Source organism: Streptomyces hawaiiensis (genome assembly GCF_004803895.1).
In the GTDB taxonomy this organism is placed as follows: domain Bacteria; phylum Actinomycetota; class Actinomycetes; order Streptomycetales; family Streptomycetaceae; genus Streptomyces; species Streptomyces hawaiiensis.
This window is the reverse complement of sequence record NZ_CP021978.1, coordinates 8,557,152-8,578,836: the sequence shown is the minus strand read 5'-3', so window position 1 is coordinate 8,578,836 and position 21,685 is coordinate 8,557,152. Positions and strand designations below refer to the sequence as shown.

Sequence of the window (21,685 nt, the reverse complement as noted above, 5' to 3'; positions counted from 1 at the left end):
TCGCCATGCGAGAGCAGGACGGTGGTTCTTGGTCGGAGCCTGAGGTTTCTTCCCCAGCGGTGCTGCGTCCCGGGTCTAGCCGACGGAGGCGTCGGCCGTGGAGGGGGCGTAGGTGGGGCACGGCTTGTCGGCCGGCTGCGGGTGTTCTGGGGGTGCCTGCTCCGGCCGGGCGTCCGGGGACTCGAGGCGGAGCATGGCTCTCTCGTCCGGGGTACCGGGGGCGGCCTGGTAGACCACCATGCGCTGGCCTCCCGTCCGGGCCAGTCGCATGACCTCGTAGGTCAGGGTCATCGGGCCGACCTTGGGATGCCGGAAGGACTTCTGCCCGCCGCCGCGTTCGCAGACGTCGTACCGCTCCCAGAGGCGTGCGAACTGGGTTGACTTCAGGATCAGTTCGCCGACGAGTGCGGTCAGCTCGGGGCTGTCCGGGTCGGCTCCGCCGACCGCCCGCAGATGCGCGACCGACAGGGCGACGGTGTCCTCCCACGGCTCGTAGAGCGTCCGGCCGACCGGGTGGAGGAAGACGTAGCGCGTCAGGTTCCGCTGATCCTCCGGCCAGTCCCAGAGCCCCGGCATCAGCCGTCGGCCGGGCGGGTTCGCGGCCAGTACGCGGTTGTACCGGCTCACCACATAGGCGGGCAGCGGGCGCACCGACTCCAGCATCCGCAGCACCGAGTCACGCACGGTGTGGTCCGAGGAGGCCGGTAGCTCGGAGGATCGGCCGGAGGCCAGTTCCGCGAGTTCGTGCAGACGTTCGTAACCGTCGCCACGCAGCCGCAGGCTGCGGCCGAGGGCGTCCACGACGGCAGGGGACGGGTTGGTCTCCCGGCCGCGCTCCAGGCGGATGTAGTAGTCGACGCTCACCCCGGCCAGCGCGGCCAGCTCCTCGCGGCGCAGTCCGGGCGTGCGGCGCAGGCCCGCACCGGCCGGGAGACCGACATCCTCCGGGCGCACCTGCGCTCGGCGGGCCTTCAGGTATCGGCCGAGCTCCGTGCCCCTCGCATCCGCTGCTGCTGTCATCCGGACATTGTCGCAGGCGGTCAAGAGACGTGGGGGGCCGTGTCAGGGCCTGGAACGCCACACCCGGGGCAGAGCACGGTCTGCCGCATGGCCGCGCGGGGGCGGAGAGTTGATGCCGGAGCGGGCGGCCCGGCCGCCGGAGCCCAGGGGGTGCGCGACACCGGACCGCGGCCCCGGCGTGCCGCGGCCGCCCGCCCGCTCACCCCTTCCGCAACCGTTCTTGCAGTTCCCAGGAGTTCACCATGACGGCCACCCCTGCCCTGCCTCCGTCCACCGCCGCCACCTCCGGGCACGACTCGGACCCGTCGACGCCTGGGCTGCGGCAACGAACGCCGGTTCGAGCCCGACCAAGCGTGCCGCCTTCCGGGACTGCCGCCGCGCCGCGGAGCGGCGTCGCGCTGGTCGCTTCGCTTCTCGGCTTCACCGTGATCACCATCGACGTCTCGGCCGTGAACATCGCGCTGCCCGCGATCCGTGACTCGCTGGACAGCGGGATGTCCGGACTGCAGTGGGTGGTTGACGCCTACACGCTGATGTTCGCGGCCCTGATGCTCTCGGCGGGCGCCTTCGCCGACCGCACCGGCGCCCGTCGCGCCTACACCTGGGGCATCGCCCTGTTCACCCTCGCTTCCCTCGCCTGCGCGCTCGCACCCGGCATCGGCGTGCTGGTCGCCGCACGGGTGGCACAGGGCGCCGCCGCCGCGGTCGTGATGCCGGCCTCGCTGGCACTGATCCGACAGGCCTACGGGGACGCGCGGGCGCGGGCCCGGGCCATCGCACTGTGGACGGTCGGCGGCTCGGTGGCGATGGCCGCGGGGCCGGTGCTCGGCGGGCTGCTCACCGACTCGGCCGGCTGGCGGGCGGTCTTCCTGCTCAACCTCCCCGTCGGCGCGGTGATCCTGAGTTTGTTGGTCCGGGTGCCGCACTCCCCGCGCCGCCCCGCCGCGCTGGACATCGGCGGCCAGCTCACCGCCGTTCTGGCCCTGGCGGGTCTGGCCTTCGCCGTGATCGAGGGCGGCCACCTGGGCTGGACCAGCGGCCCTGTCCTGGGCGCCGCCGCGCTCGCCCTCGTCGCCGGGTACGCCTTCCGCGTGGTGGAGGCCCGGCACCGCCGGCCCATGGTCCCGCTGGCCATGCTGAGGGACCGCCGGGTGGCCGTCCCACTCGCCGTCGGTTTCGCCGTCAACGCCGCCTTCTACGGAGGGATCTTCCTGCTCGGGCTGTACTACCAGCAGCTGCGCGGGATGTCGGCGATCGCGGCCGGGTTGATGTTCGTCCCCATGTCGGCGGTGGTGACAGTCACCAACCTGGTGTCGCCGCGACTGGCCGAACGTGTCGGACGGCGCCCGGTGATCGTCGCCGGGCAGCTGGTCTTCACCGGAGCGATGCTGGCCATGCTGCCGCTGGCCGCGCACACCCCGCTGTGGCTCGTACTCGTCCTGCTGCTGCCGCTGAGCGTGGGCGGGGCGCTTGCGGTACCCGCGGTGACCGCGCTGCTGATGGACGTCGTCCCGCAGGAGCGCGCGGGAACGGCCTCCGGGCTCCTCAACTCCCTTCGCCAGACCGGCGGCGCACTCGCCGTCGCCCTCTTCGGAAGCCTGCTCTCCGGCGCCGGCGGCGGCTTCTCCCTCCCGGGCATGCGCGTCGGCCTCCTCGCCATCGCCGGCCTCCTCCTCGCCACCGCCGCCCTCTCCCGGCTCCTCCTGCCCCGTGGCTGACGTCATCGCGTGCGGGCAGAGGCAGTTGCTTGCCACATGCTCGGCGGCCGGGGGCTACTGCGCGGAATGCCGCTCCGGAGTCGTGGGACAGGATGGGGCCCTCGAGGGCGCGCGAGGAAGCCGCGTCCGGCAGCGGATGCGGCCATCAGGTGAGGGCGTGGCCGGGGCCGTCGGCCAGGGTGATGCGGGCGGTGATGCGTTTGCCTGCGGGCGCCCGCCGTACGTCGAAGTCCTCAGCCACCGCCTTCACGATCTCCAAGCCGTGCTGGCCGACCCTGTGGGGATCGCCGGCCCGGGCTGCGGGGACCTTGGGGTCGCTGTCCCACACGGTGATGTCCACGGTGCGGGTGGTGATGCCCAGTTCCAGCAGAACGGGGCCGGGAGCGTATTTGCGGGTGTTGGTGACGAGCTCGCTGACAACCAGCTGGGTGAGGTCCCTTGCTCGGGCAGAGACGGGCAGGTGCTGGTCGTCGCTCGCCCGGTCGAGGAAGGCGGCGGCGTGATGGCGGGCGTCCGCGATACAGCCGTCGTTGCCGTCCAGGGCGTACCCGACGCGCATGAGATGTTCGTCCGGCGTGCTACAGCCGTCACCGTCAGCAGTAGATTCCACTGGCCTCGCCCTCACTCCCCGTTCACGCGCGCCGGTACCCGTTCTGCCGCACTGCATGCCGCGCGGGTGGGTCCGGCACAGCCGCTCGCGTGTTTCCGGCCGGTGTCCCAGCTCGAGGACCGGCATGCTGCCGGTCGGCGTCGACACCTTCGCCTGGGGGCGCCGAAGTGGTCGCCCCGCGGAGGACGACCGTCGCCCCGGCTCGGGCGCCGTACTGCCGTCCTGCTCTACGCCTGCGCACCGCTACGCCAGAAGCCGAGCAGGGCAGTCGCGAGGGCGTCGGGTGCCTCTTCGGCCATGTGGTGCCCGGAGTCGATCGGTCCCCCTTCGAGCCGGTCGCCCGCCCAGTCGCGCCAGACCCCCAGCACGTCGTCGTACAGGTCGGCCATGTCGTCGCGAGTGGCCCACAGCACCTGCACCGGACATTCGATACGGCGCCCGGCCCGCTGGTCGGTGTCGTCGTGCTCGCGGTCGACACCGAGGCCGGCGCGGTAGTCCTCGCACATGGCGTGCACGGTGGCAGGATCGTGGATCGCACGCCGGAAGTCCTCGTACGCTTCGGCGCCCATCTGCTCGCTCGTGGCCGTGTACCAGGCATCGGGGTCGGCGTTGATGACGCGTTCGGCGGGCTTCTCGGTCTGCCCGAGGAAGAACCAGTGCCACCAGCTCGCGGCGAATGCCGCGTCGCAGCGCCGCAGGGCCTCCCCGATCGGAACGGCGTCCAGCACACTGACGGCGGACACGGCCTGCGGGTGGTCCAGAGCGAGACGAGTGGCCACGTAGGCGCCCCTGTCGTGCCCGACGACAGCGAACCGTTCGTGCCCCAGGCGGCGCATGACCGCCAGGCAGTCGCCGGCCATGGCGCGCTTGGAGTACGGGCGGTGCTCCGGGTCGGAGGCGGGCTTGTCGGACTCGCCGTAGCCCCGCAGGTCGGGGCAGACGACCGTACAGCCGGCCGCGGCCAGCAGCGGGGCGACGCGGTGCCAGGTCGCATGCGTGCGTGGATGACCATGCAGCAGCAGCACCGCGGGGCCACTGCCGCCGTGACGCACCCTCAGCCGGGCCCCGTCGCCCTCGCATCGCGTCAGCTCGAAGCCGTCGAACATGCAGCCTCCCCGGGGCCTGGACTTCGCAGTCCTGGTGCCCCTGAGCACGCCGCCCATGCGGAGGCCGGCCGTGCAGACCGCTCGGTGACGGAACACCCCTCCCTCGCCACCAAGCCCACGATCGTGGTGACCAGCCGCGGCCTCCCGCACCGGGCCGGTCACGACACCGCTTTCTCCCCTTGCCTCTCGGCGGGGCCCGTCAGGGCAGGATCTCGATGTACCCGTCCGTTCCGTGCACGCGGATCCGCTGTCCGTCCCGGATCAGCCGGGTGGCCTGATCCACACCTACGACGGCCGGCAAGCCGTACTCGCGTGCGATCACCGCGCCATGGGTCATCAGGCCGCCCACCTCCGTCACCAGGCCCGCGATCCCGACGAACAGAGGTGACCAACTGGGGTCCGTGTAGGCCGTGACCAGGATGTCGCCCGCCTCGAGATCGGCTTGTGCCATGTCGAGGACGACCCGGGCCCGTCCCTCGATGGTCCCGCCGGAAACCGGCAGGCCGACCAGGGCACCGTCCGGCACGTCGTCGCGTCGGTACGCCCCGTTGAGGGTCTCGCCGTCCGATGTGAGTACCCGGGGCGGGGTGAGCGCGTGGTACGACTGGAACGCGTCCTTGCGCTGCCGGATGAGCTGGTCATCCACTGGGTTCGAGGAGCGTACGACGTCGTGGAGCTCTTGGAACGTGAGGTAGTAGATGTCCTCCTTCTCACGGAGCACGCCGGCCCGCGCGAGGCGCCCGGCCTCCTCCAGCAAGGCCTCCTTGTAGACGAAGTAGCGGCTGACGATGCCGTACTTGGGGTACTCCCGGTACCCGATGAAGGTGCGGACCCGGTCGATCATCCGCTTGGTCTCGTCGGCTTTGCTCTCCCCCTCGGGCAGAGCCCGCAGACGTGTCAGCACGTCCTGTTCCTTCTTCCACGCCTCCTGCCGGCCTTGCTCGAAGCGCCGCCGGGCGGCGCCCGGTGCGAAGTTCCTGACGTTGTCGAGGATCGCCGGCACGAGCGTGCCGGGGCGTTCGCGCCAACGAGGCCTCGTGATGTCGATCTCGCCGGCGCAGCGCATGCCGTACCGGTCGAGGTAGGTCTCGATGGCGTCGCGCGCTTCGATCCCGCCCGCGAGCTTCGCCAGCTCGTCCAGGAAGCCGTCGTCCTCGACGTCCTGGAGGAATGCCACCACCTCCGGATGGGGACGGATCACGTCCGCGACGTCGAGCAGCGCCAGTCCCATCTCCGAGGTGACGTTGCCGGGGGCGGACAGTGTGAGCGTGTCAGCCGCGTTCTTCTCGCCCAGCCATTCGTGCAGGTTGTCGTTGAGCCACCACGTGGCCTCCATCCCCGCCATGATCGCCTGCAGGCTCAGCGGATCACTGAGCACTCGCTTGTGCTCCTCGAAGGCCTCCAACAGGAAGTCGAACAGAGCCGGTCCTGTCTTCGTGCCGATGTCGCGCCGCAGGGCGGCGAGAGACGCCTGGCTGCGCTCGATCAGCCGGGTGACGATGGCCGGATCGGTCTCGATCGGGGCGGGCGCGCGGTCGGCCGGGGATCCGCTGGGACCCGGGCCCGGGTCCGGGAGCAAGGGGACGAAATCGTCGCGGTCGAGGACGGTCTCCAGCGCGTCCCTGGTCAGCGGATCGCCTCGCCCCACGAGGTCCATGAGGCCTGCGCGACTCGCGGGCGTGGCCAGGGCCCGGGTGGCGTCGACGAAGAGCCTGCCGCCGGCCTCGGTCATCGGCGCCATGGCCGTCAGCTTCCACATGGACAGCCCCAGGGGCTTCATGGGGTCGGTCATCATCTGCTGATGGCCGACGGAGACGTAGACGTGATGGTCCTGGTCGCCGCTCTCCGGAAGGGGGAACAGGGTCGTGATCGGCCGGCTCTGAACGATCTGGAAGCCGTCATCGACGAAGCACCATTCGATGTCCTGCGGGCGGCCGAAGTGCGCTTCGATCCGCCGCCCGAGGTGTACGAGCCGCACGGCCTGCGCATCCGTCAGCGACGGCTGCTCCTGCCGCTGCGCGTCGACCGCCGTCTCCTGCGTACCGCCGGTCGGCAGGGCGTGAACGGCGCGCTGTTTCGCGGCGATCGTCTTGGCGACGACTTCGCCGTCTCGCACCTTGAAGACGTCCGGGTTCACCAGACCGGAGACCAGGGCCTCGCCGAGGCCGAAGCCGGCGTCGACAGTGGCGACCTTCCGGTTGCCGGTGACGGGGTCGGCCGTGAACAGGATGCCGGCCGCATGCGGGAAGACCATCCGCTGCACGACCACGGCCATGTGGACCGTGCGGTGGTCGATGCCGTTCCGCTGGCGGTAGGTCACGGCCCGCTCGGTGAACAGCGAGGCCCAGCACCGGCTGACGTGCCGGAGGATCGCCGCCGGTCCGATGACGTTCAGGTACGTGTCCTGCTGGCCGGCGAAGGAGGCCGTCGGCAAATCCTCCGCCGTCGCGCTGGATCGGACGGCGTAGGCGGTCTGCTCACCGTGCCGGGTGAGCGCGCCGGTGATCGCCGCCGCGAGATCGTCCGGGACGGTGATCCCCTCGATGGTCCGGCGAATGTGCGCGCTGAGCGTGCGGATCGCCTCCCGGTCGTCCGGGTTCGAGCGCGACAGCCGGTCCAGCAGTTCCTCGATCGACGGCGCTTGCGTCACGATCCGCCGAAAGGCCTCCGTCGTCACGCAGAAGCCATCCGGCACGCCGATGCCCGCGATTCGCGAAAGCGCGCCCAGATGCGCGCCCTTGCCGCCGACGACCGTGAGCTGTGTTTCGTCGATCTCCTGAAGGTCCAGCACGTATTGCTCGATCGCACGCACGTCGTGTCCCCGTTTCCGCAGGTTGTGGCTTAGGCCGACGATTCTGCGCTGTGACCGGGGCCTTGCCGCAAGCCCCCCGGTGCGCTATACCTTGGGAGAGGCAGGGAGAGAGCTCCCTGCCTTTTTCGTTGGCCGTGTCTTGATGAGCGGCACGTCCCGTGACAACTCCCGGAAGCCGACGCCGCGGTAGAGCTCGCGGGCCTGCGGATGGCCCGGCGCTCCCAGGCACGCCACCGTCGCGTGAGTGGCTCCGGCCGCCCGCGCCTGACGCATCAGGTGCAGGAGCATCGCCCTCGCCAGCTCTCGACGCCGGTAGTCCGGATGTGTCCCGACCGGCTCGAACTCCGCGGTCCTGTTCGCTTCGTCGAGCCACATGATGGTCGAGGACGCCATCGTCCCGTCCGGCGCCTCCACCAGGATGTGCAGATCGCCGCGGTACGCCATCGTCTGCCGGACGCCCTGATGGCTCTCGGCCGTGTACGCCGAGGGGTTCCAGGCGGCCGGGTGGGCCTGAACGGCGGCTACAGGTCCGGCCTCGTCGGCGGTGCGGAAGCGGAACCCGTCCGGCGGTGCCGGGCGCCCGTGTGGGTGAGGAAGGGGCTTACCAGGCCCAGGTCGATCCCGCAGGGCAGTCCCTACACGACCTGTCGAACCGGTGACGAAAAACGACACGTGGCCGGGGAGGGCTGTGCCCTCCCCGGCCACGTCGGCGTTCAGAATTAGCCGCGCCTGGGCAGCCGCCAGTTCGGGCGCGGGAAGTGGCAGGTGTAACCGTCCGGGTAGCGCTGGAGGTAGTCCTGGTGCTCCGGCTCGGCCTCCCAGAACGCGCCGGCCGGTACGACCTCGGTCACCACCGGGCCCGGCCACAGCCCGGACGCCTCGACATCGGCGATGGTGTCCTGCGCGACGCGCCGTTGCTCGTCGTCGAGGTAGAAGATGGCGGAGCGGTAGCTCAGACCGATGTCGTTGCCCTGCCGGTCCCTCGTGGACGGGTCGTGGATCTGGAAGAAGTACTCCAGGATCGCCCGATAGTCGGTAGCGGTCGGATCAAACACGATCTCGATCGATTCCGCGTGCTTTCCGTGGTCACGGTAGGTGGGGTGGGGCTTGTCGTCGTCACCGCTGTAGCCGACCCGGGTACGGATCACACCGGGCAACGACCGGATCAGCTCCTGCATACCCCAGAAGCAGCCACCCGCCAGCAGCGCCCTCTCTTCGACATCGCTCATGGCGCATCACCTTTCTTGCCTGTATCCGTCCACACAGGACCAGCCTCGCACACACGCCTCTTACATGAAGTCACCACCCTGGCAGGTGACGATCCGACTTTGCGGGTGAAGGCCTCAGAGTCAGCAGGATGCGTCCGTTCCACGACTCGAGGCCGACGTCTTCCTCGGCAGGCGGCGGACGTCGCGGTCGACACCTGCGCGACATCGGAGCGGCCCTGACAAGCCCCTCGGTGACGTGCAGGCCGGAAACCGGCGGGTGGCCGAGAACTCCAGCGTGATCACGGGTGAGGGAGAGGCCCGCCGCGTCCGATACGCGCCAATGTCATCTCCGCCCGCCACGGAAGCGGTCGGCGACGCCCGTCCCGCACCACCACCCCCGCGCACACCGACTGCCTGGGCGAATGCAGCCCCGGCCGCGCCACCACATTTTCATCACGGGTCATTCACATCATGAACACTTCCAGCCGAGTGGCGACCAGCACCTGCCCCGTGGGGCAGACGCTGCGCTCAGCCCCTGCCTAGCCTCCGGGGCCATGCGATCACCCCTGATGAGACGTTTCGGTCTCGGTACCGTCCTCGCCCTGGCCCTCGCCGTGTTCGGCCTGACCCCCAGCGCGAGCGCGGCCGACCCGGCGCCGGCGGAGCTGACCTTCGCCACCGACAGCGCCACCACCACCCCCGGCGGCTCGGTCAAGCTGTCGATGACCATCACCAACAACAACACCTACGACGTCTGGTTCGTGTACCAGACGATCGAACCGACGTGGCTGACCACGCAGCGCCCCGACCTGAAGTACAGCTTCACCGGGTGCAGCCTGACCACCACGAACGGCCCCGCCCCCTGCTCCGGGACCGGCCCGGCCAACCTCGGCGCCAACTACGGCGCCACCATCCCGCCCGGCCAGAGCCGTACGGTCACCCTGACGCTGGACGTCGCCGCCGACTCGGGCTGCAACGGCAACATCGGCTTCTACTCGTACTTCTACGCCGAGTTCAGCGACTCCACGAACGTCAGCGGCGGCCCGGCCTACACGCCCGTGACGCGGGTGCTCTGCTCCTGACGCTCCGTCCGGAGCGCGGCGGGCGTGACCTGAAAGCCTCCATCCCCAGGCACCCGTCCCGGTCTGGACCACTGGCACTCCGACCGGCGGGCCCCATCGGCCCGCCGGCGCGCCGCGCAGGGCCCGGACCAGCACGCCGGGCCCTCGCGCCCACCAGGCCCGGCCTCGACCGGCAACCGGCAACGGCTCACTGCGCTTTCAAGCGGACCCCATTCGACACCTGCGCTTTTCCGTCATGTTTCGCAACATGACCGCGAAATCTCCACACAGACATCACTATGTGACGCGAACGGATGCGTGACGAACTGGCTTCTGAGGGGGACGCCGGCGGCACGCAAGGGGGTGCGTCCGCTCCACGGGAGCCGTACTCACCCCTGCCCGGGGAGGGGACCTCACCGCATGAAGCGGACCTTACGCACCACCGTGCTCACGGTGGGCGCGCTCATCGCCGCACTGGGCCTGCCGGCCGGCGCGGCCCACGCCGACACCACACCCCGTATCGACCTGCGGGTGCTGGTGGTGAGCGACGGCGGCCCGTCCACCGACGCGATAGCCGCCGAACTGGCCGCGGCCGGCACGCCGTACACCCGGATCGACCTCACGCGGTCCGGCCGGACCGTGATCGATGCCGACTTCCTCGCGGACACCGTCGACGGCCGGCCGCGCGCCAGGTTCCAGGCCGTCGTGCTGCCCAACGACAACCCGTTCCCGGCCGGCTCCGCCGAGATGGCGGCACTCGCGGCGTACGAGCAGACGTACGACATTCCCCAGGTCGACGCCTACACCTACGCGCGTCCCGAAGCCGGTTTGCAGTACCCGATCCATGGCGGCTACTCCGGCAGCATCGACGGCAAGCGGGCGGAGGTGACCGCCGCCGGCAAGTCGGGCCCCTTCGGTTATCTCGACGGGGCGGTGCCCTTCGAGGACAACGACCCGGCCGTCGGCGAGAGTTACGCCTACCTGTCGAAGCCCGTGGCGGGGGCCGACTTCACCCCGTACGTGGAGGCGGCGATCCCGGGACAGCCGACCAAGGGCACGCTGGTGGGCGAGTACCGGCACGACGGGCGGCGCGAGCTGGTCGTCACCTTCGTCTACAACCAGTACCAGCAGCAGTTCCGGCTTCTGGCCCGCGGCATCGTGGAGTGGATGACCGGCGGTGTGCACCTGGGCGCCTCACGGAACTACTTCTCCGTCCACGTGGACGACGTGTTCGCCGCCGACGACCGCTGGAACAGCGAGCTCAACTGCACGCCCGGCGACGTCGACTGCACGGATCCCGCCGCGACACCCGACCCGATCAGGATGACGGCCGGCGACGTCGACCACGCCGTCGACTGGCAGGACAGCAAGAACTTCACCCTCGACTTCGCCTACAACGGCGCCGGCAGCGTCGACCACCGGGAGGACAACAACGGCGCGGACGCGCTCGCCGACCGGCTGATCGCACGGCGGGGCGAGTTCCGGTGGATCAACCACACCTACTCGCATCCCTTCCTCGGCTGTGTGCAGGACACCACCGTGGTGCCCTGGAAGTGCGCGACCCATGCTGACGGCAGCACCCGGTGGATGAGCCGCAACGACATCTCCGACGAGATCGCCACCAACCGGGTCTGGGGCCAGAGCGCCGGACTGCCGCTGGTGAACGACGAGTTGGTCACCGGCGAACACTCGGGCATGAAGGTGCTGCCGCAGCAGCCCGAGGACAACCCCAACCTGGCGCTCGCCCTCGACGACAACGACATCACCTGGCTCGGCTCCGACAACTCCCGTGAGCCCGCCCAACGTCAGGTCGGCCCGGCCACGACCGTGCCCCGCTTCCCGATGAACGTCTTCTACAACGCCGGCCGGGCGGCCGAGCAGGTCGACGAGTACAACTGGATCTACACCAGCCGTGCCCAGGGCGGCAGCGGCATCTGCGAGGACAACCCGGCCACCACCACCTGTCTGCCGGCGCCGCTGGACGCCGCCACCGGCTACGCCGGCCACATCGTGCCGCTGGAGACACGGATCGCCCTCGGGCACGTCCTGGCCAACGACCCCAAGCCGCACTTCATCCACCAGTCGAACCTGGCCGAGGACCGCATCGCCTACCCCGTGCTCAACGGCGTCCTGGACGGCTATGAGGCGCTGTTCGCCGAGGACACCCCCGTGGTGAACCCGCGGATGCGGGACATCGGCGCCGAGCTCCGGCGCCGCGCGGACTGGCAGGCCGCACTCGGGGCCGGAGAGATCACCGCCCACCGCATCGGCGCCACGGTGACCGTCGACGCGCCGGACGGGATGGCGGTCCCCGCGACCCTGCCCACCGGCACCACACTGGCCGGCACCGCGTTCGGCGAGGCGTACGCGGGGGCGGTGTCCGGATGGACGCCCTCCACGGGCACGCCGCTCGCTCTCACCCTGCCGGCGTCGGCCGCGGCTCCGGCCGCCGACGCCGCCGCCGAACCCGCCCCGGCCACCGGGCCCGCACCGAAGACCCGCGTCCCCACGGGCGTCACCGACCCGGTGGGCCACACCACAGACGGCTGAACGGCGCATCCGCCCGAGACCGACCGAAGGTCCTGGCCGCCCCGTGGCGGCCAGGACCGGCCCGAACCACCCCACTCCTCGGCCGTGGAGCATCGATGCCCGTTCCCCAGGGCGCGCGACATACCGGAGCAACGCGCGTCACCCTGCTCACCGAAGGCACCTACCCGCACAGCCACGGCGGCGTCAGCGTCTGGTGCGACCAGCTCGTCCAGGGCATGCCCGACCTCGCCTTCGACGTCATCGCCGTCACCGGCACCGGACGTGAGCCGCTCGTATGGGACCTGCCCGCGCACGTGTCGAGCGTGCTGTCCGTCCCCATGTGGGGCGCCCCGCCCGAGGGCCGCCCGCCCCGGGGCCGGTCCCGCAACCAACTCGCCGCCGCCTACGAGCGGTTCCTGACCGCGCTGCTCGACCCGCGCGCCGAGGACGGTTTCGCGCCCGCCCTGTACGCGCTGGCACGGGCCGCGTCGGACGGGACGCTGAGCCCTTTCCTGCGCGCGGACCGGGCGATCGCGATCCTCACCGCGCTGTGGCGGCGCCCCGGGCTCGCCGTGCGCGAGGCACAGCCGACCCTGCATGACGCGCTCACCGCGACCGCCCTGCTGGAGCACGCCCTGCGCCCGCTGGCCGCCCCGGCGCCCGAGAGCGGCGTCGCGCACGCGGTCAGCGGCGGGGTCGCCGTCCTGCCGGGCCTCGCCGCCCTCGAACACCACGGCGTCCCGCTGCTGTTGACCGAGCACGGGGTCTACCTGCGTGAGCGCTACCTCGGCTACCGCACCGCGCCCTACCGCTGGCCGGTGAAGGCCGTGATCCTCGGCTTCTTCCGCTTGCTCGCGCAGGAGAGCTACCGCCGGGCCGCCCTGATCACACCGGGCAACCGCTACAACCGGCTGTGGGAGGAGGAGGGCGGCGCCGACCCGGAGTCGATCCGCACGGTCTACAACGGCGTCGACCCCGCCGCGTTTCCGGCGGCCGGGCCCGAACCGGACGCACCCACCCTCAGCTGGGCGGGGCGTGTCGACCCCATCAAGGACCTGGAGACCCTCATCCGGGCCTTCGCCCTCGTCCGCGCCCGGCTCCCGCACGCCCGGCTGCGGTTGTTCGGCGGGACACCCCGGGGCGGAGAGGCCTACCGGGAACGCTGCGAGGCCCTGGCCGCCGAGGTCGGGCACGCCGACGCCGTGACCTTCGAAGGGCGCGTCGACGACATCAAGGACGCCTACGCCGCCGGAAACGTCGTGATGCTCTCCAGCATCAGCGAAGGCTTCCCCTTCACCCTGATCGAGGCGATGTCCTGCGGACGGACGACCGTCTCCACCGACGTGGGCGGTGTACGCGAGGCCGTCGGCGACACCGGGCTGGTGGTGCCTCCGCGTGATCCGGAGGCGATGGCCACGGCCGCGCTGGAACTGCTGGGCGATCCCGGGCGGCGCAGGGCGATGGGCGAGGCGGCCCGGCTACGGGTCATCGAGCAGTTCACCCTCCGGCAGACCATTGACACGTTTCGGTCTGTCTACCTGGAACTCGCCCATCCGACACAGGAGTTGACGGTCATGCCCACGACGGTCAGGATGTCCGCCCCGGCCGTCAACGGCACCGGAAGCCTCGCCCTGTGAGCGGGCCGATATCCCTCGAACCCGGGGGTGCCGAACAGGACACGCTGGCCATCCGGCTGGCCGGCACCCGCCCGCCGCGCCGCCGGCCACGCTGGGCCCTCGACGACACCACGCTCGCCATCCGGCTGCCCCGGCGCGGTCCCGACGAGGAGGCGGTCAGTGAACTCGCCGCCGAACTCGCCGACCGCGTAGGCCCCGCCGTCCACCCCTACGAGGTGGCCGCGCTGCTGGAGGCGGAGGGACTGTCCGCCTCCCTGATCAATGAACGGTACGGCCACCCCAACCTCTTCTCCCTCGCCGCCGCGCTGTACGAACGAGTGCCGCGCACCTTCCCCGAACCCGCCCCGGCGGCCGATCCCTGGCGCCCCGACACCCTGCGCTGTCTGCTGCGGGGCGTGCTGTTCGCCCTGCCGGGGCTGGCGTACCTGCTGACCGCACCACTGTGGGACGCCGGCGGTCACGCCCCCGCCCTGATCGTGGCCGGACTCGTGTCCTGGGCGTGGGGGCAGGCACTCGGCCACCGCGCGCATCTGCGGATGGCGACCGGACGCCGGGAGGCAGGCCGTACCCTCCTGGCCGGCGCGCCCGCGGGAGCGGTGGTGGCGACGGCGATCGCCGCGCTGCCCGCCGACGGCGGACCGGTGACCCTGGTGGCGGCCGCGCAGTCCGCGTACCTGGCGGCCGCCGGTGTCCTGCTGGTCCTGGGCCGGGAACGGCTGCTGCTGGCCGCGCTCAGCCCGCTGCTCGCGGGTGCCGCCGTCCTGCCGTGGTGGGAGCCCGGCCCCGCACTCCGGACCGGGCTGCCCCTGCTGGCGCTGCTCGCCACGCTCACCGTCACCGGCTGGGTCCTGCGGGGCGCCCTCGCCGTCCCGGCCGTCGTCGGCGCGACCCGGCCGCGCCTGCTGTGGTCGCTGCCGTACGGCCTGTTCGGGCTGGCCGCCGGGGTGCTGGTGCTGCTGGAGGGGCGGGAGGAGCCGTACGCGGTGATCGTACTGACGCTGAGCATGGGGCCGGCGGAATGGCTGCTGTACCGCTACCGCGGACTGTCGGTCGCCGCGCTGCGCGCCACCGCCACGCCCGCCGGGTTCCTGCTGCGCTCGGCCGGCATCCTCGGCCTCTGTCTCCTCGCCTATCTCGCACCGCTGCTGCCCGCCGCCCTGCTCACCGGCGCCGACCCGGCCGCCCTGCTGCTGCTCGCGGCCGTCCTGTGGACCGCGCTGCTGCTCCAGGCGTTCGGGGCGGCCTGGTCGTCGGCGGGGATCTGCCTGACGGCAGCCGGCGGGGCCGGAGCGGTCGTCCTGTTCCAGCTGCCACCGGGCGCCGCCCTGGCCCTGCCGCTCAGCTGCGGCGCCGCCGCCCTGTGTCTGTCTGCGTGCGCCCTGTGGCTGCTCGGCCGACCCGCCCCGCACGCCTGACCCCCGCGCTCCACTCGCCGCTCACCTCCCACCCATCCGAAGGGACACCGCAGTTGACCTCCGCACCGCTCGCCGCCGTCACCGGAGCCGAGGGCTTCATCGGCTCGCATCTCACCGAGGCGCTGGTCGCCTCCGGACACCGGGTCAGGGCCATGGCCCAGTACAACTCCTTCTCCTCCTACGGCTGGCTGGAGACCCTGCACCCGGACGTCCTGGACCAGGTGGAGATCGTCCTCGGCGACGTCCGGGACCCGGGCTCCGTCCGCGGTCTCCTCGAGGGTGTCGACACCGCCTACCACCTGGCCGCCCTGATCGCGATCCCGTACTCCTACCAGGCCCCGCACAGCTACGTGGACACCAACGTCACCGGCACCCTCAACGTGCTGGAAGCCGTGCGCGCCCTGGGCACGCCCCGGCTGGTGCACACCTCCACCAGCGAGACCTACGGAACCGCGCAGACCGTGCCCATCGCGGAGGACCACCCCATCAACACCCAGTCGCCGTACGCCGCTTCGAAGGCGGGCGGGGACCGGCTGGCCGACAGCTACCACGCCAGTTTCGCCACCCCGATCGTCACGCTGCGGCCCTTCAACACCTTCGGGCCGCGCCAGTCGATGCGCGCGGTCATCCCCACCGTCATCGGGCAGGTCGCGGCCGGAGAGCGCACGATCACCCTCGGCGACCTGCGCCCCACCCGGGACTTCACCTTCGTCAAGGACACCGCGCAGGCCTTCCTCGCCGTCGGCAGCGCGCCCGCCGAGCAGGTCGTGGGCCGTACCTTCAACGCCGGGACCGGTGGCGAGATCTCGGTCGGTGACCTGGTCGCGCTGATCGGCAAGGTGATGGACACCGCCCTCGACGTCCGCGAGGACACCGCCCGCATCCGCCCCGCCAACTCCGAGGTGATGCGGCTGGTCGCGGACGCGAGCCGGCTCGGCGCGGCCACCGGCTGGCAGCCCGCGCACACCCTGGAGGAAGGCCTGGCGTCCACCGTGGAGTTCTTCCGCGACCCGGCCAACCTCGCCCGCTACAAGACCGGCATCTACAACATCTGACTCCACCGCGGACCTCGTCCGTCCCGTCTGCGCACGTCCACGAAGCGTTCACGAAGGAGGAGCCCCATGCACGCAGTGATCCTGGCGGGAGGCAAGGGCGTCCGGCTGCGGCCGTACACCACCGCACTGCCCAAGCCGCTCGTGCCCATCGGCGACCAGCACGCCATCCTGGAGATCGTGCTGCGCCAGCTGTCCGCGGCCGGCTTCACCAGCTGCACCATCGCCATCGGCCACCTCGGCGAGATCATCCGCGCCTACGTCGGCGACGGAACCCAGTGGGGCCTGAGCGTCGACTACGCCACCGAGGACAGCCCCCTGGGCACCATGGGCCCGCTGCTCAACCTGCGCCACCGGCTGCCCGAGACCTTCCTGGTGATGAACGGCGACGTCCTCACCGACCTCGACTACGCCGACGTCCTGCGCCGGCACCGCGGGTCCGGGGCCCCGCTGACCATCGCGGCGTACGCCCGCAAGGTGCACATCGACTTCGGGGTGCTGACCACCCGCTCCGGCAAAGTCGTCGCGTTCACCGAGAAGCCGAGCATCGACTACCGCGTCTCCATGGGCGTCTACGGCCTGTCCCGCGCCACCCTCGACGGTTACACGCCCGGACTGCCCCTCGGATTCGACGAGTTGGTGCTCGATCTGCTGAAAAAGCAGAACCAGCCGCACGCCTACGAGTTCGACGGGTACTGGCTGGACATCGGCCGCCCGGACGACTACGACCGTGCCAACGCCGAGTTCACCACCCGTAAGTCGCTTCTGCTCAAGGGAGCCTGAGCACGTCATGCGCATTCTCGTCCTGGGCTTCACCGGCTATCTCGGCGGCCACGTCGTCGAGGGGCTGCGCGCCCTGCCGGGCGCGCTGGTCCTCGGCGGCGGCCGGTCACCGGCCGCCCACCTCGACGTCGATCTCGCCCGCGTCAGCCCGGAGCAGCTGGCGAAGACCATGGCGTCCGCCGCGCCCGACATCGTGGTCAACTGCGCGGGCGCGACCGGCGGCGACGCCGTCACCCTCGCCGAGGTCAACACCCGCGGCCCCGCGGTGCTGTGCGCGGCGCTGCGCGAGTCGGCCCCCGCGGCCCGCCTGGTGCACCTGGGCTCGGCCGCCGAGTACGGCCCCGGCGTGCCGGGCACCCCGGTGACGGAGTCGGCGGCCACCCGCCCGGTCGGCCCCTACGGTGCGACCAAGCTCGCGGGCACGGTCGCGGTGACCGCCTCCGGCCTGGACGCGGTGGTGCTGCGGGTGGGCAATCCGGTGGGGCCGGGGGCGCCGCCCTCCGGACTGCCCGGCCGGATCGCCGCACTGCTGCGCGAGGCCGGCCCCGGCCCGGAGGCCGTGCTGCGGCTCGGCGACCTGTCCGCCCACCGCGACTTCGTCGACGTACGCGACGTGGCACGGGCGGCGGTGCTCGCGGCCTCGGCCCCGGGCCCGCTGCCGCCCGTCCTCAACGTCGGCGGAGGCCGGGCCGTCGCGGTGCGTGACCTGGTGCGGGGTCTGGCCGGCCTGGCCGGATTCCGGGGCCGGATCGAGGAGACCACGGCGGGCACGGCCGGATCGGCCCGCTCCGCGCAGGTGTCATGGCAGTGTTCCGACATCACCGCCGCCGAGCGGGCTCTGGACTGGCGTCCGGTCCACACCCTCGACGACGCGCTCACCGCGCTGTGGGAAGGCGGCGGCACGCCGTGAACCTGCTGATCCCGCTGTACGTCCATCCGGCCGAGGACCCGGGCGCCTGGCACCGGCTGATCACCGCGGCCCCGCGTACCTACGGGGTCGTACTCAACCCGGCGAGCGGGCCGGGTGAGGTCCCCGACCCGGCGTTCACCGCCGCGGCCGGGGCGCTGCGGGCCGTGGGGGCGCGTCTGCTGGGCTACGTCGACACCGACTACGGGGTGCGCGAGCCCGCGGACGTCGTCGAGGACGTGCGCCGGCACCGCGAGTGGTACGCGGCGGACGGCTGCTTCCTGGACCGGGTGACGGCGACCGCGGACGGGCTGCCGGCCTGCCGCCGACTGGTCCGGACGGTACGCCGGCTGGGTGTGGGGACGGTCGTCCTCAACCCCGGGGTCCATCCGGCGCCGGGATACGCCCGGCTCGCGGACCTGACCGTCACCTTCGAGGGCCACTGGTCGACATACGTCTCCGCCTTCAGCCGGCCGGCGTGGACCGCACGACACCCTCCCGAGCGGCTGTGCCACCTCGTCTACGGCGTGCCCGGGGCACTCGTTCCGCTGGCCGTGCGCACCGCGCACGACCGGGGAGCGGCGGTCTGCGGCCCGGTCACGGGCGAACCACCCAATCCTTGGGCTCAGTTGACACCCGCCCTCACCGGGGCGGAGCGATGAGAAGGAGGGCCTGCACGGCCCTGCTGATCGCGCTGGCGGTCGCGGCACCGACGGGCTGCTCCGGCAGCGCCGGGCCACCCGTCGACAGCAACTCCTCTCCCCCGTCGCGGAGTTCCGCCACTCCTTCGCCCCCCGGGCCTGTGTGGAAGCCCCGTCCGGGGCTCGCCTGGCAGTGGCAACTGGACGGCAGGGTCGATACGTCGGCCGACGTGCCCGTCTACGACATCGACGGCTTCGAGAACCTAGCGGCGGACGTGGCCCGGCTGCACCGCGCGGGGAGGAAGGTCATCTGCTACGTCAACGTGGGCGCGTGGGAGGACTTCCGGCCGGACCGGGACGATTTCCCGTCCTCGGTGCTCGGCGAGCCCAACGGGTGGGCGGGCGAGCGGTGGCTGGACATCCGGCGGCTGACGGTCCTGCGACCGATCATGGAACGCCGCTTCGACATGTGCCGCGACAAGGGCTTCGACGCGGTGGAACCCGATCTGGTGGAGGGCTACGGCAACGACACCGGCTTCCCGCTCACCGCCCGGCACCAGCTCAGGTACAACCGCATGATCGCGGCCATCGCCCACGAGCGGGGGCTGTCGGTGGGGCTGAAGAACGACCTCCCCCAGATCCCCCAGCTCGTGGGCCACTTCGACTTCGCGGTCAACGAGGAGTGCGCCCAGTACGACGAGTGCGGCGAGCTCTCCCCGTTCATCGCTGCGGGCAAGGCGGTGTTCCACGTGGAGTACACGCAGCCGAGGAGCGGTTTTTGTGCCGAGTCCCGTCGGCTGAGGCTGTCGTCGATGCTGAAGGAACCGGAACTCGGGGTGTGGCGGAGTCCTTGCTGAACTCGGGCAGGGTGAGGGCGGAGTGGGCCGGTCGTCCCTCAGCGGGGGGCAGGGTGCTGAGCCGGCGCAGCATGTCGTTGCGCTGTTCCAGGGCCCGGGCGGTGGTGGGGAAGAGCGTGGCGTCACCCTCGCCGATCTGCTCCTGGTTCAGGGTCACGAACGCACGAGTGCTGTGTTCATAGGCGGCGATCATGCGCGGGACTTCCCAGCCCGCGTCGGCGAGGCCGGGCTGCTCGACGTCCCCGACGCCCGGCTCGCGGCCGACCAGTTCATCGCGCCGGCTCGGTTCCGCGAATGCCGCGGAGGACACCCGCGTCCGGTCGCTCCTCGTCGAGGGAGTGCGGACCTTTCTCCGGTCGTACCAGGCCGACGAGGGCTCGGCGGGCCCCAGGACGTGAGGTGAGCGACGGACCGCCCGGCCGCTCTCGCCCGCACACGCCGACGGCTCCCTCCCCTGCGAACAGGGGGGGGAGCCGTTCAGGTGTGTCCGGAGGCCTATGCCTTCAACGGATCATGCGTGGCGGTGCGAGCGGCGGTTGCCCGTGACGACGCGGTAGAGCGCGAGCAGGATCAAGGAACCGACGATCGCGGCGATCCACGTGGAGAGGTGGAAGAACCCGTCGATGGAGTCCACGCCGAAGATGACCTTGCCGAGCCAGCCGCCGAGCAGACCGCCGGCGATGCCGATGAGCATGGTGATGATGATGCCGCCGGGGTCCTTGCCCGGCATCAGAGCCTTGGCGATCGCGCCGGCGAGGAGCCCGATGATGATCCAAGCAATGATGCCCATGGTGCGTCTCCGCTTCGTCGTATAAGGATTGTGTTAGCTCATCGGGTGCGCCGATCCCGCCCGACCAAACGTCTCGTCCTGATATCGGCTTCCGCGAGGGCTCGGTATCGCTGTCCGGCAGGGAGTCCAACTCGCGCTCACCGCAGGGCTGGTGAGCGCCTCGAAGGAAGAGCCCGGGGACAGCACGACTTCGTTGCACGCACCAGCCGTTTACGCAGGTCAGAGCCGACGCTCAGGGCAACGACCATGCCGCCTGACGCAACGCACCGCTCACGACATGCCGCTGTTGCGTACCCTGACGGCATGCGCATGCGCCCCACCCTGAGCTGGAGGCCTTCCGAGGACCTGCCACCGGCGACCACGGATCTGGCGCCGGTCGCCGAGGCGCTGGGCGCCGGCGGAGTGCTGGTGCTCAGCGGAGCGGGTATCTCCACGGAGTCGGGTATCCCCGACTACCGGGGCGAGGGCGGGAGCCTGAGCCGGCACACTCCGATGACCTACCAGGACTTCACCGCCGGCGCCCAGGCCCGGCGCCGGTACTGGGCCCGCAGCCATCTCGGCTGGCGCAGCTTCGGGCAAGCCCGTCCCAACGCCGGGCACCGGGCCGTGGCCGCCTTCGGACGGCACGGACTGCTCTCGGGTGTCATCACCCAGAACGTGGACGGCTTGCACCAGGCCGCCGGCAGCGAGGACGTCGTGGAACTCCACGGCACCCTGGCCCGGGTCGTCTGCCTGTCCTGCGGCACCTTCAGCCCGCGCCATGAACTCGCCCTGCGGCTGGAGGAGGCCAATCCGGGGTTCGATCCCGTGGCTGCCGGAATCAACCCGGACGGTGACGCCGACCTCACGGACGACCAGGTCGGGGGCTTCCGCGTGGTGCCCTGCACGGTCTGCGGCGGCACCCTCAAACCGGACGTCGTGTTCTTCGGCGAATCAGTTCCGCCGCAACGGGTCGAGCAGTGCCGCGAGTTGGTTTGCGGGGCGACCTCGCTGCTGGTCCTGGGCTCCTCCTTGACGGTGATGTCCGGGCTCCGCTTCGTCCGCCAGGCGGCCCAGGCCGGGAAGCCGGTGCTGATCGTCAACCGGGATCAGACCCGGGGCGACCAGCACGCCGTCACGAGGGTGTCTCTCCCGCTGGGCACAGCCCTCAGCACACTCGCGCATCAGCTGGGCATTCCCGTCGACCGCGTCGGCGGCGGAGAGCCGCGGCCGGCCTGACCGGAGCCACCCGCAGCACCAGAGTTTCTTCGAGCCGCCGGGGAGCGGCTTGGCAAAGTCCTCGGACGACGAGCATCGCGGGTGCGGAGATGTCCCAGGCGATTCCGGTCACGGGGCCTGCCGGCAGTGGACGCCGCCCTTGTCGGCGATGTGGCCGCGCGCCGCGTCCTCCTCGGCGTGCCGAGCCACGGTCATGAGGTCCTGGTAGCGGTCCGCGCGCCCGAGGTGGACGAGCAGCCGGTCCGGCGGAGTGAGCAGTGGGAAGAGGCCATCGCTCACACAGCTCCGTGCCCAGTGTCGGAACTGCGGGTGGAGGTGCTC

19 protein-coding genes and 1 pseudogene are annotated in these 21,685 nt (G+C 71.5%); 11 read left to right on the top strand and 9 right to left on the bottom strand.

The window, feature by feature from the left end; translation table 11 throughout:
- Positions 1-75: 75 nt before the first annotated feature.
- Positions 76-1,020, bottom strand: coding sequence for a helix-turn-helix domain-containing protein (locus CEB94_RS38905; protein ID WP_175436618.1), 945 nt, complete (start codon positions 1,018-1,020; stop codon positions 76-78).
- Positions 1,021-1,262: 242 nt separating this feature from the next.
- Between CEB94_RS38905 and CEB94_RS38900 the strand changes: the two genes are divergently transcribed.
- Positions 1,263-2,738 (top strand): MFS transporter, encoded by a 1,476-nt coding sequence (locus tag CEB94_RS38900; protein WP_175436617.1) that lies wholly within the window; start codon positions 1,263-1,265, stop codon positions 2,736-2,738.
- 145 nt (positions 2,739-2,883) lie between these two features.
- Here the strand turns inward: CEB94_RS38900 and CEB94_RS38895 are convergent, their stop codons facing one another.
- The 5 genes from CEB94_RS38895 to msrA form a co-directional block, all read right to left on the bottom strand.
- The gene (locus tag CEB94_RS38895) at positions 2,884-3,297 is read right to left on the bottom strand and encodes an ATP-binding protein (protein WP_246112060.1); all 414 of its coding nucleotides are present in this window, start codon (positions 3,295-3,297) and stop codon (positions 2,884-2,886) included.
- Positions 3,298-3,575: 278 nt separating this feature from the next.
- Positions 3,576-4,454 carry an alpha/beta fold hydrolase gene (locus tag CEB94_RS38890; RefSeq protein WP_175436615.1) on the bottom strand — a complete coding sequence of 293 codons (879 nt, stop codon included), beginning with the start codon at positions 4,452-4,454 and terminating at the stop codon, positions 3,576-3,578.
- Between the two features lie 199 nt (positions 4,455-4,653).
- On the bottom strand, positions 4,654-7,257 hold the full coding sequence (rph, locus tag CEB94_RS38885) for a rifamycin-inactivating phosphotransferase (RefSeq protein WP_175437354.1): 2,604 nt from the start codon (positions 7,255-7,257) through the stop codon (positions 4,654-4,656).
- 93 nt (positions 7,258-7,350) lie between these two features.
- Complete coding sequence (locus tag CEB94_RS41450) at positions 7,351-7,710, bottom strand: GNAT family N-acetyltransferase (protein WP_246112059.1); 360 nt, start codon at positions 7,708-7,710, stop codon at positions 7,351-7,353.
- Positions 7,711-7,985: 275 nt separating this feature from the next.
- Complete coding sequence (msrA, locus tag CEB94_RS38875; RefSeq protein ID WP_175436614.1) at positions 7,986-8,495, bottom strand: peptide-methionine (S)-S-oxide reductase MsrA; 510 nt, start codon at positions 8,493-8,495, stop codon at positions 7,986-7,988.
- Positions 8,496-9,043: 548 nt separating this feature from the next.
- On the opposite strand from msrA, the gene CEB94_RS38870 reads away from it, so the two are divergent.
- From CEB94_RS38870 to CEB94_RS38830, 9 genes are all read left to right on the top strand, one after another.
- Positions 9,044-9,556, top strand: coding sequence for a hypothetical protein (locus tag CEB94_RS38870; RefSeq protein WP_246112058.1), 513 nt, complete (start codon positions 9,044-9,046; stop codon positions 9,554-9,556).
- Positions 9,557-9,955: 399 nt separating this feature from the next.
- Positions 9,956-12,085 (top strand): hypothetical protein, encoded by a 2,130-nt coding sequence (locus tag CEB94_RS38865; RefSeq protein WP_175436612.1) that lies wholly within the window; start codon positions 9,956-9,958, stop codon positions 12,083-12,085.
- A 95-nt stretch (positions 12,086-12,180) separates the two neighbouring features.
- Positions 12,181-13,701, top strand: a complete 1,521-nt coding sequence (gene pelF, locus CEB94_RS38860) for a GT4 family glycosyltransferase PelF (RefSeq protein WP_175436611.1) — start codon at positions 12,181-12,183, stop codon at positions 13,699-13,701.
- Positions 13,698-15,116, top strand: coding sequence for a hypothetical protein (locus CEB94_RS38855; RefSeq protein WP_175436610.1), 1,419 nt, complete (start codon positions 13,698-13,700; stop codon positions 15,114-15,116). The genes pelF and CEB94_RS38855 overlap by 4 nt, the downstream gene beginning before the upstream one ends.
- 53 nt (positions 15,117-15,169) lie before the next feature.
- Positions 15,170-16,171, top strand: coding sequence for an SDR family NAD(P)-dependent oxidoreductase (locus CEB94_RS38850; protein WP_175436609.1), 1,002 nt, complete (start codon positions 15,170-15,172; stop codon positions 16,169-16,171).
- A gap of 66 nt (positions 16,172-16,237) precedes the next feature.
- Positions 16,238-16,951: a nucleotidyltransferase family protein gene (locus tag CEB94_RS38845; protein WP_175436608.1), complete on the top strand. Its 714-nt coding sequence runs from the start codon at positions 16,238-16,240 to the stop codon at positions 16,949-16,951.
- Between the two features lie 7 nt (positions 16,952-16,958).
- Positions 16,959-17,861, top strand: coding sequence for an NAD-dependent epimerase/dehydratase family protein (locus CEB94_RS38840; protein WP_175436607.1), 903 nt, complete (start codon positions 16,959-16,961; stop codon positions 17,859-17,861).
- Positions 17,858-18,520 (top strand): spherulation-specific family 4 protein, encoded by a 663-nt coding sequence (locus tag CEB94_RS38835; RefSeq protein WP_175436606.1) that lies wholly within the window; start codon positions 17,858-17,860, stop codon positions 18,518-18,520. Before CEB94_RS38840 ends, CEB94_RS38835 begins: the two co-directional genes overlap by 4 nt.
- Complete coding sequence (locus CEB94_RS38830) at positions 18,517-19,356, top strand: endo alpha-1,4 polygalactosaminidase (protein WP_175436605.1); 840 nt, start codon at positions 18,517-18,519, stop codon at positions 19,354-19,356. Before CEB94_RS38835 ends, CEB94_RS38830 begins: the two co-directional genes overlap by 4 nt.
- Here CEB94_RS38830 and CEB94_RS41445 read toward each other — a convergent pair.
- Positions 19,355-19,543: pseudogene (locus CEB94_RS41445) on the bottom strand (FAD-dependent oxidoreductase); the annotation flags it as partial. The gene CEB94_RS38830 and the pseudogene CEB94_RS41445 sit on opposite strands and share 2 nt — an antisense overlap.
- 324 nt (positions 19,544-19,867) lie before the next feature.
- Positions 19,868-20,146, bottom strand: coding sequence for a GlsB/YeaQ/YmgE family stress response membrane protein (locus CEB94_RS38825; protein ID WP_031136747.1), 279 nt, complete (start codon positions 20,144-20,146; stop codon positions 19,868-19,870).
- A 303-nt stretch (positions 20,147-20,449) separates the two neighbouring features.
- Here CEB94_RS38825 and CEB94_RS38820 point away from each other — a divergent pair, with 303 nt between their 5' ends.
- Positions 20,450-21,364 (top strand): NAD-dependent protein deacetylase, encoded by a 915-nt coding sequence (locus tag CEB94_RS38820; protein WP_175436604.1) that lies wholly within the window; start codon positions 20,450-20,452, stop codon positions 21,362-21,364.
- 108 nt (positions 21,365-21,472) lie between these two features.
- Here CEB94_RS38820 and CEB94_RS38815 read toward each other — a convergent pair whose 3' ends face one another.
- Entirely contained in the window at positions 21,473-21,643 is a 171-nt protein-coding gene (locus CEB94_RS38815; RefSeq protein WP_175436603.1) for a hypothetical protein, read from the bottom strand.
- Positions 21,644-21,685 lie beyond the last annotated feature (42 nt).

Coding starts and splice junctions, on each gene's coding strand:
- CEB94_RS38905 (WP_175436618.1), bottom strand. CDS start 1,020: ATGACAGCAGCAGCGGATGCGAGGGGCACGGAGCTCGGCCGATACCTG.
- CEB94_RS38900 (WP_175436617.1), top strand. CDS start 1,263: ATGACGGCCACCCCTGCCCTGCCTCCGTCCACCGCCGCCACCTCCGGG.
- CEB94_RS38895 (WP_246112060.1), bottom strand. CDS start 3,297: ATGCGCGTCGGGTACGCCCTGGACGGCAACGACGGCTGTATCGCGGAC.
- CEB94_RS38890 (WP_175436615.1), bottom strand. CDS start 4,454: ATGTTCGACGGCTTCGAGCTGACGCGATGCGAGGGCGACGGGGCCCGG.
- CEB94_RS41450 (WP_246112059.1), bottom strand. CDS start 7,710: ATGGCGTACCGCGGCGATCTGCACATCCTGGTGGAGGCGCCGGACGGG.
- msrA (WP_175436614.1), bottom strand. CDS start 8,495: ATGAGCGATGTCGAAGAGAGGGCGCTGCTGGCGGGTGGCTGCTTCTGG.
- CEB94_RS38870 (WP_246112058.1), top strand. CDS start 9,044: ATGAGACGTTTCGGTCTCGGTACCGTCCTCGCCCTGGCCCTCGCCGTG.
- CEB94_RS38865 (WP_175436612.1), top strand. CDS start 9,956: ATGAAGCGGACCTTACGCACCACCGTGCTCACGGTGGGCGCGCTCATC.
- pelF (WP_175436611.1), top strand. CDS start 12,181: ATGCCCGTTCCCCAGGGCGCGCGACATACCGGAGCAACGCGCGTCACC.
- CEB94_RS38845 (WP_175436608.1), top strand. CDS start 16,238: ATGCACGCAGTGATCCTGGCGGGAGGCAAGGGCGTCCGGCTGCGGCCG.
- CEB94_RS38840 (WP_175436607.1), top strand. CDS start 16,959: ATGCGCATTCTCGTCCTGGGCTTCACCGGCTATCTCGGCGGCCACGTC.
- CEB94_RS38830 (WP_175436605.1), top strand. CDS start 18,517: ATGAGAAGGAGGGCCTGCACGGCCCTGCTGATCGCGCTGGCGGTCGCG.
- CEB94_RS38825 (WP_031136747.1), bottom strand. CDS start 20,146: ATGGGCATCATTGCTTGGATCATCATCGGGCTCCTCGCCGGCGCGATC.
- CEB94_RS38820 (WP_175436604.1), top strand. CDS start 20,450: ATGCGCATGCGCCCCACCCTGAGCTGGAGGCCTTCCGAGGACCTGCCA.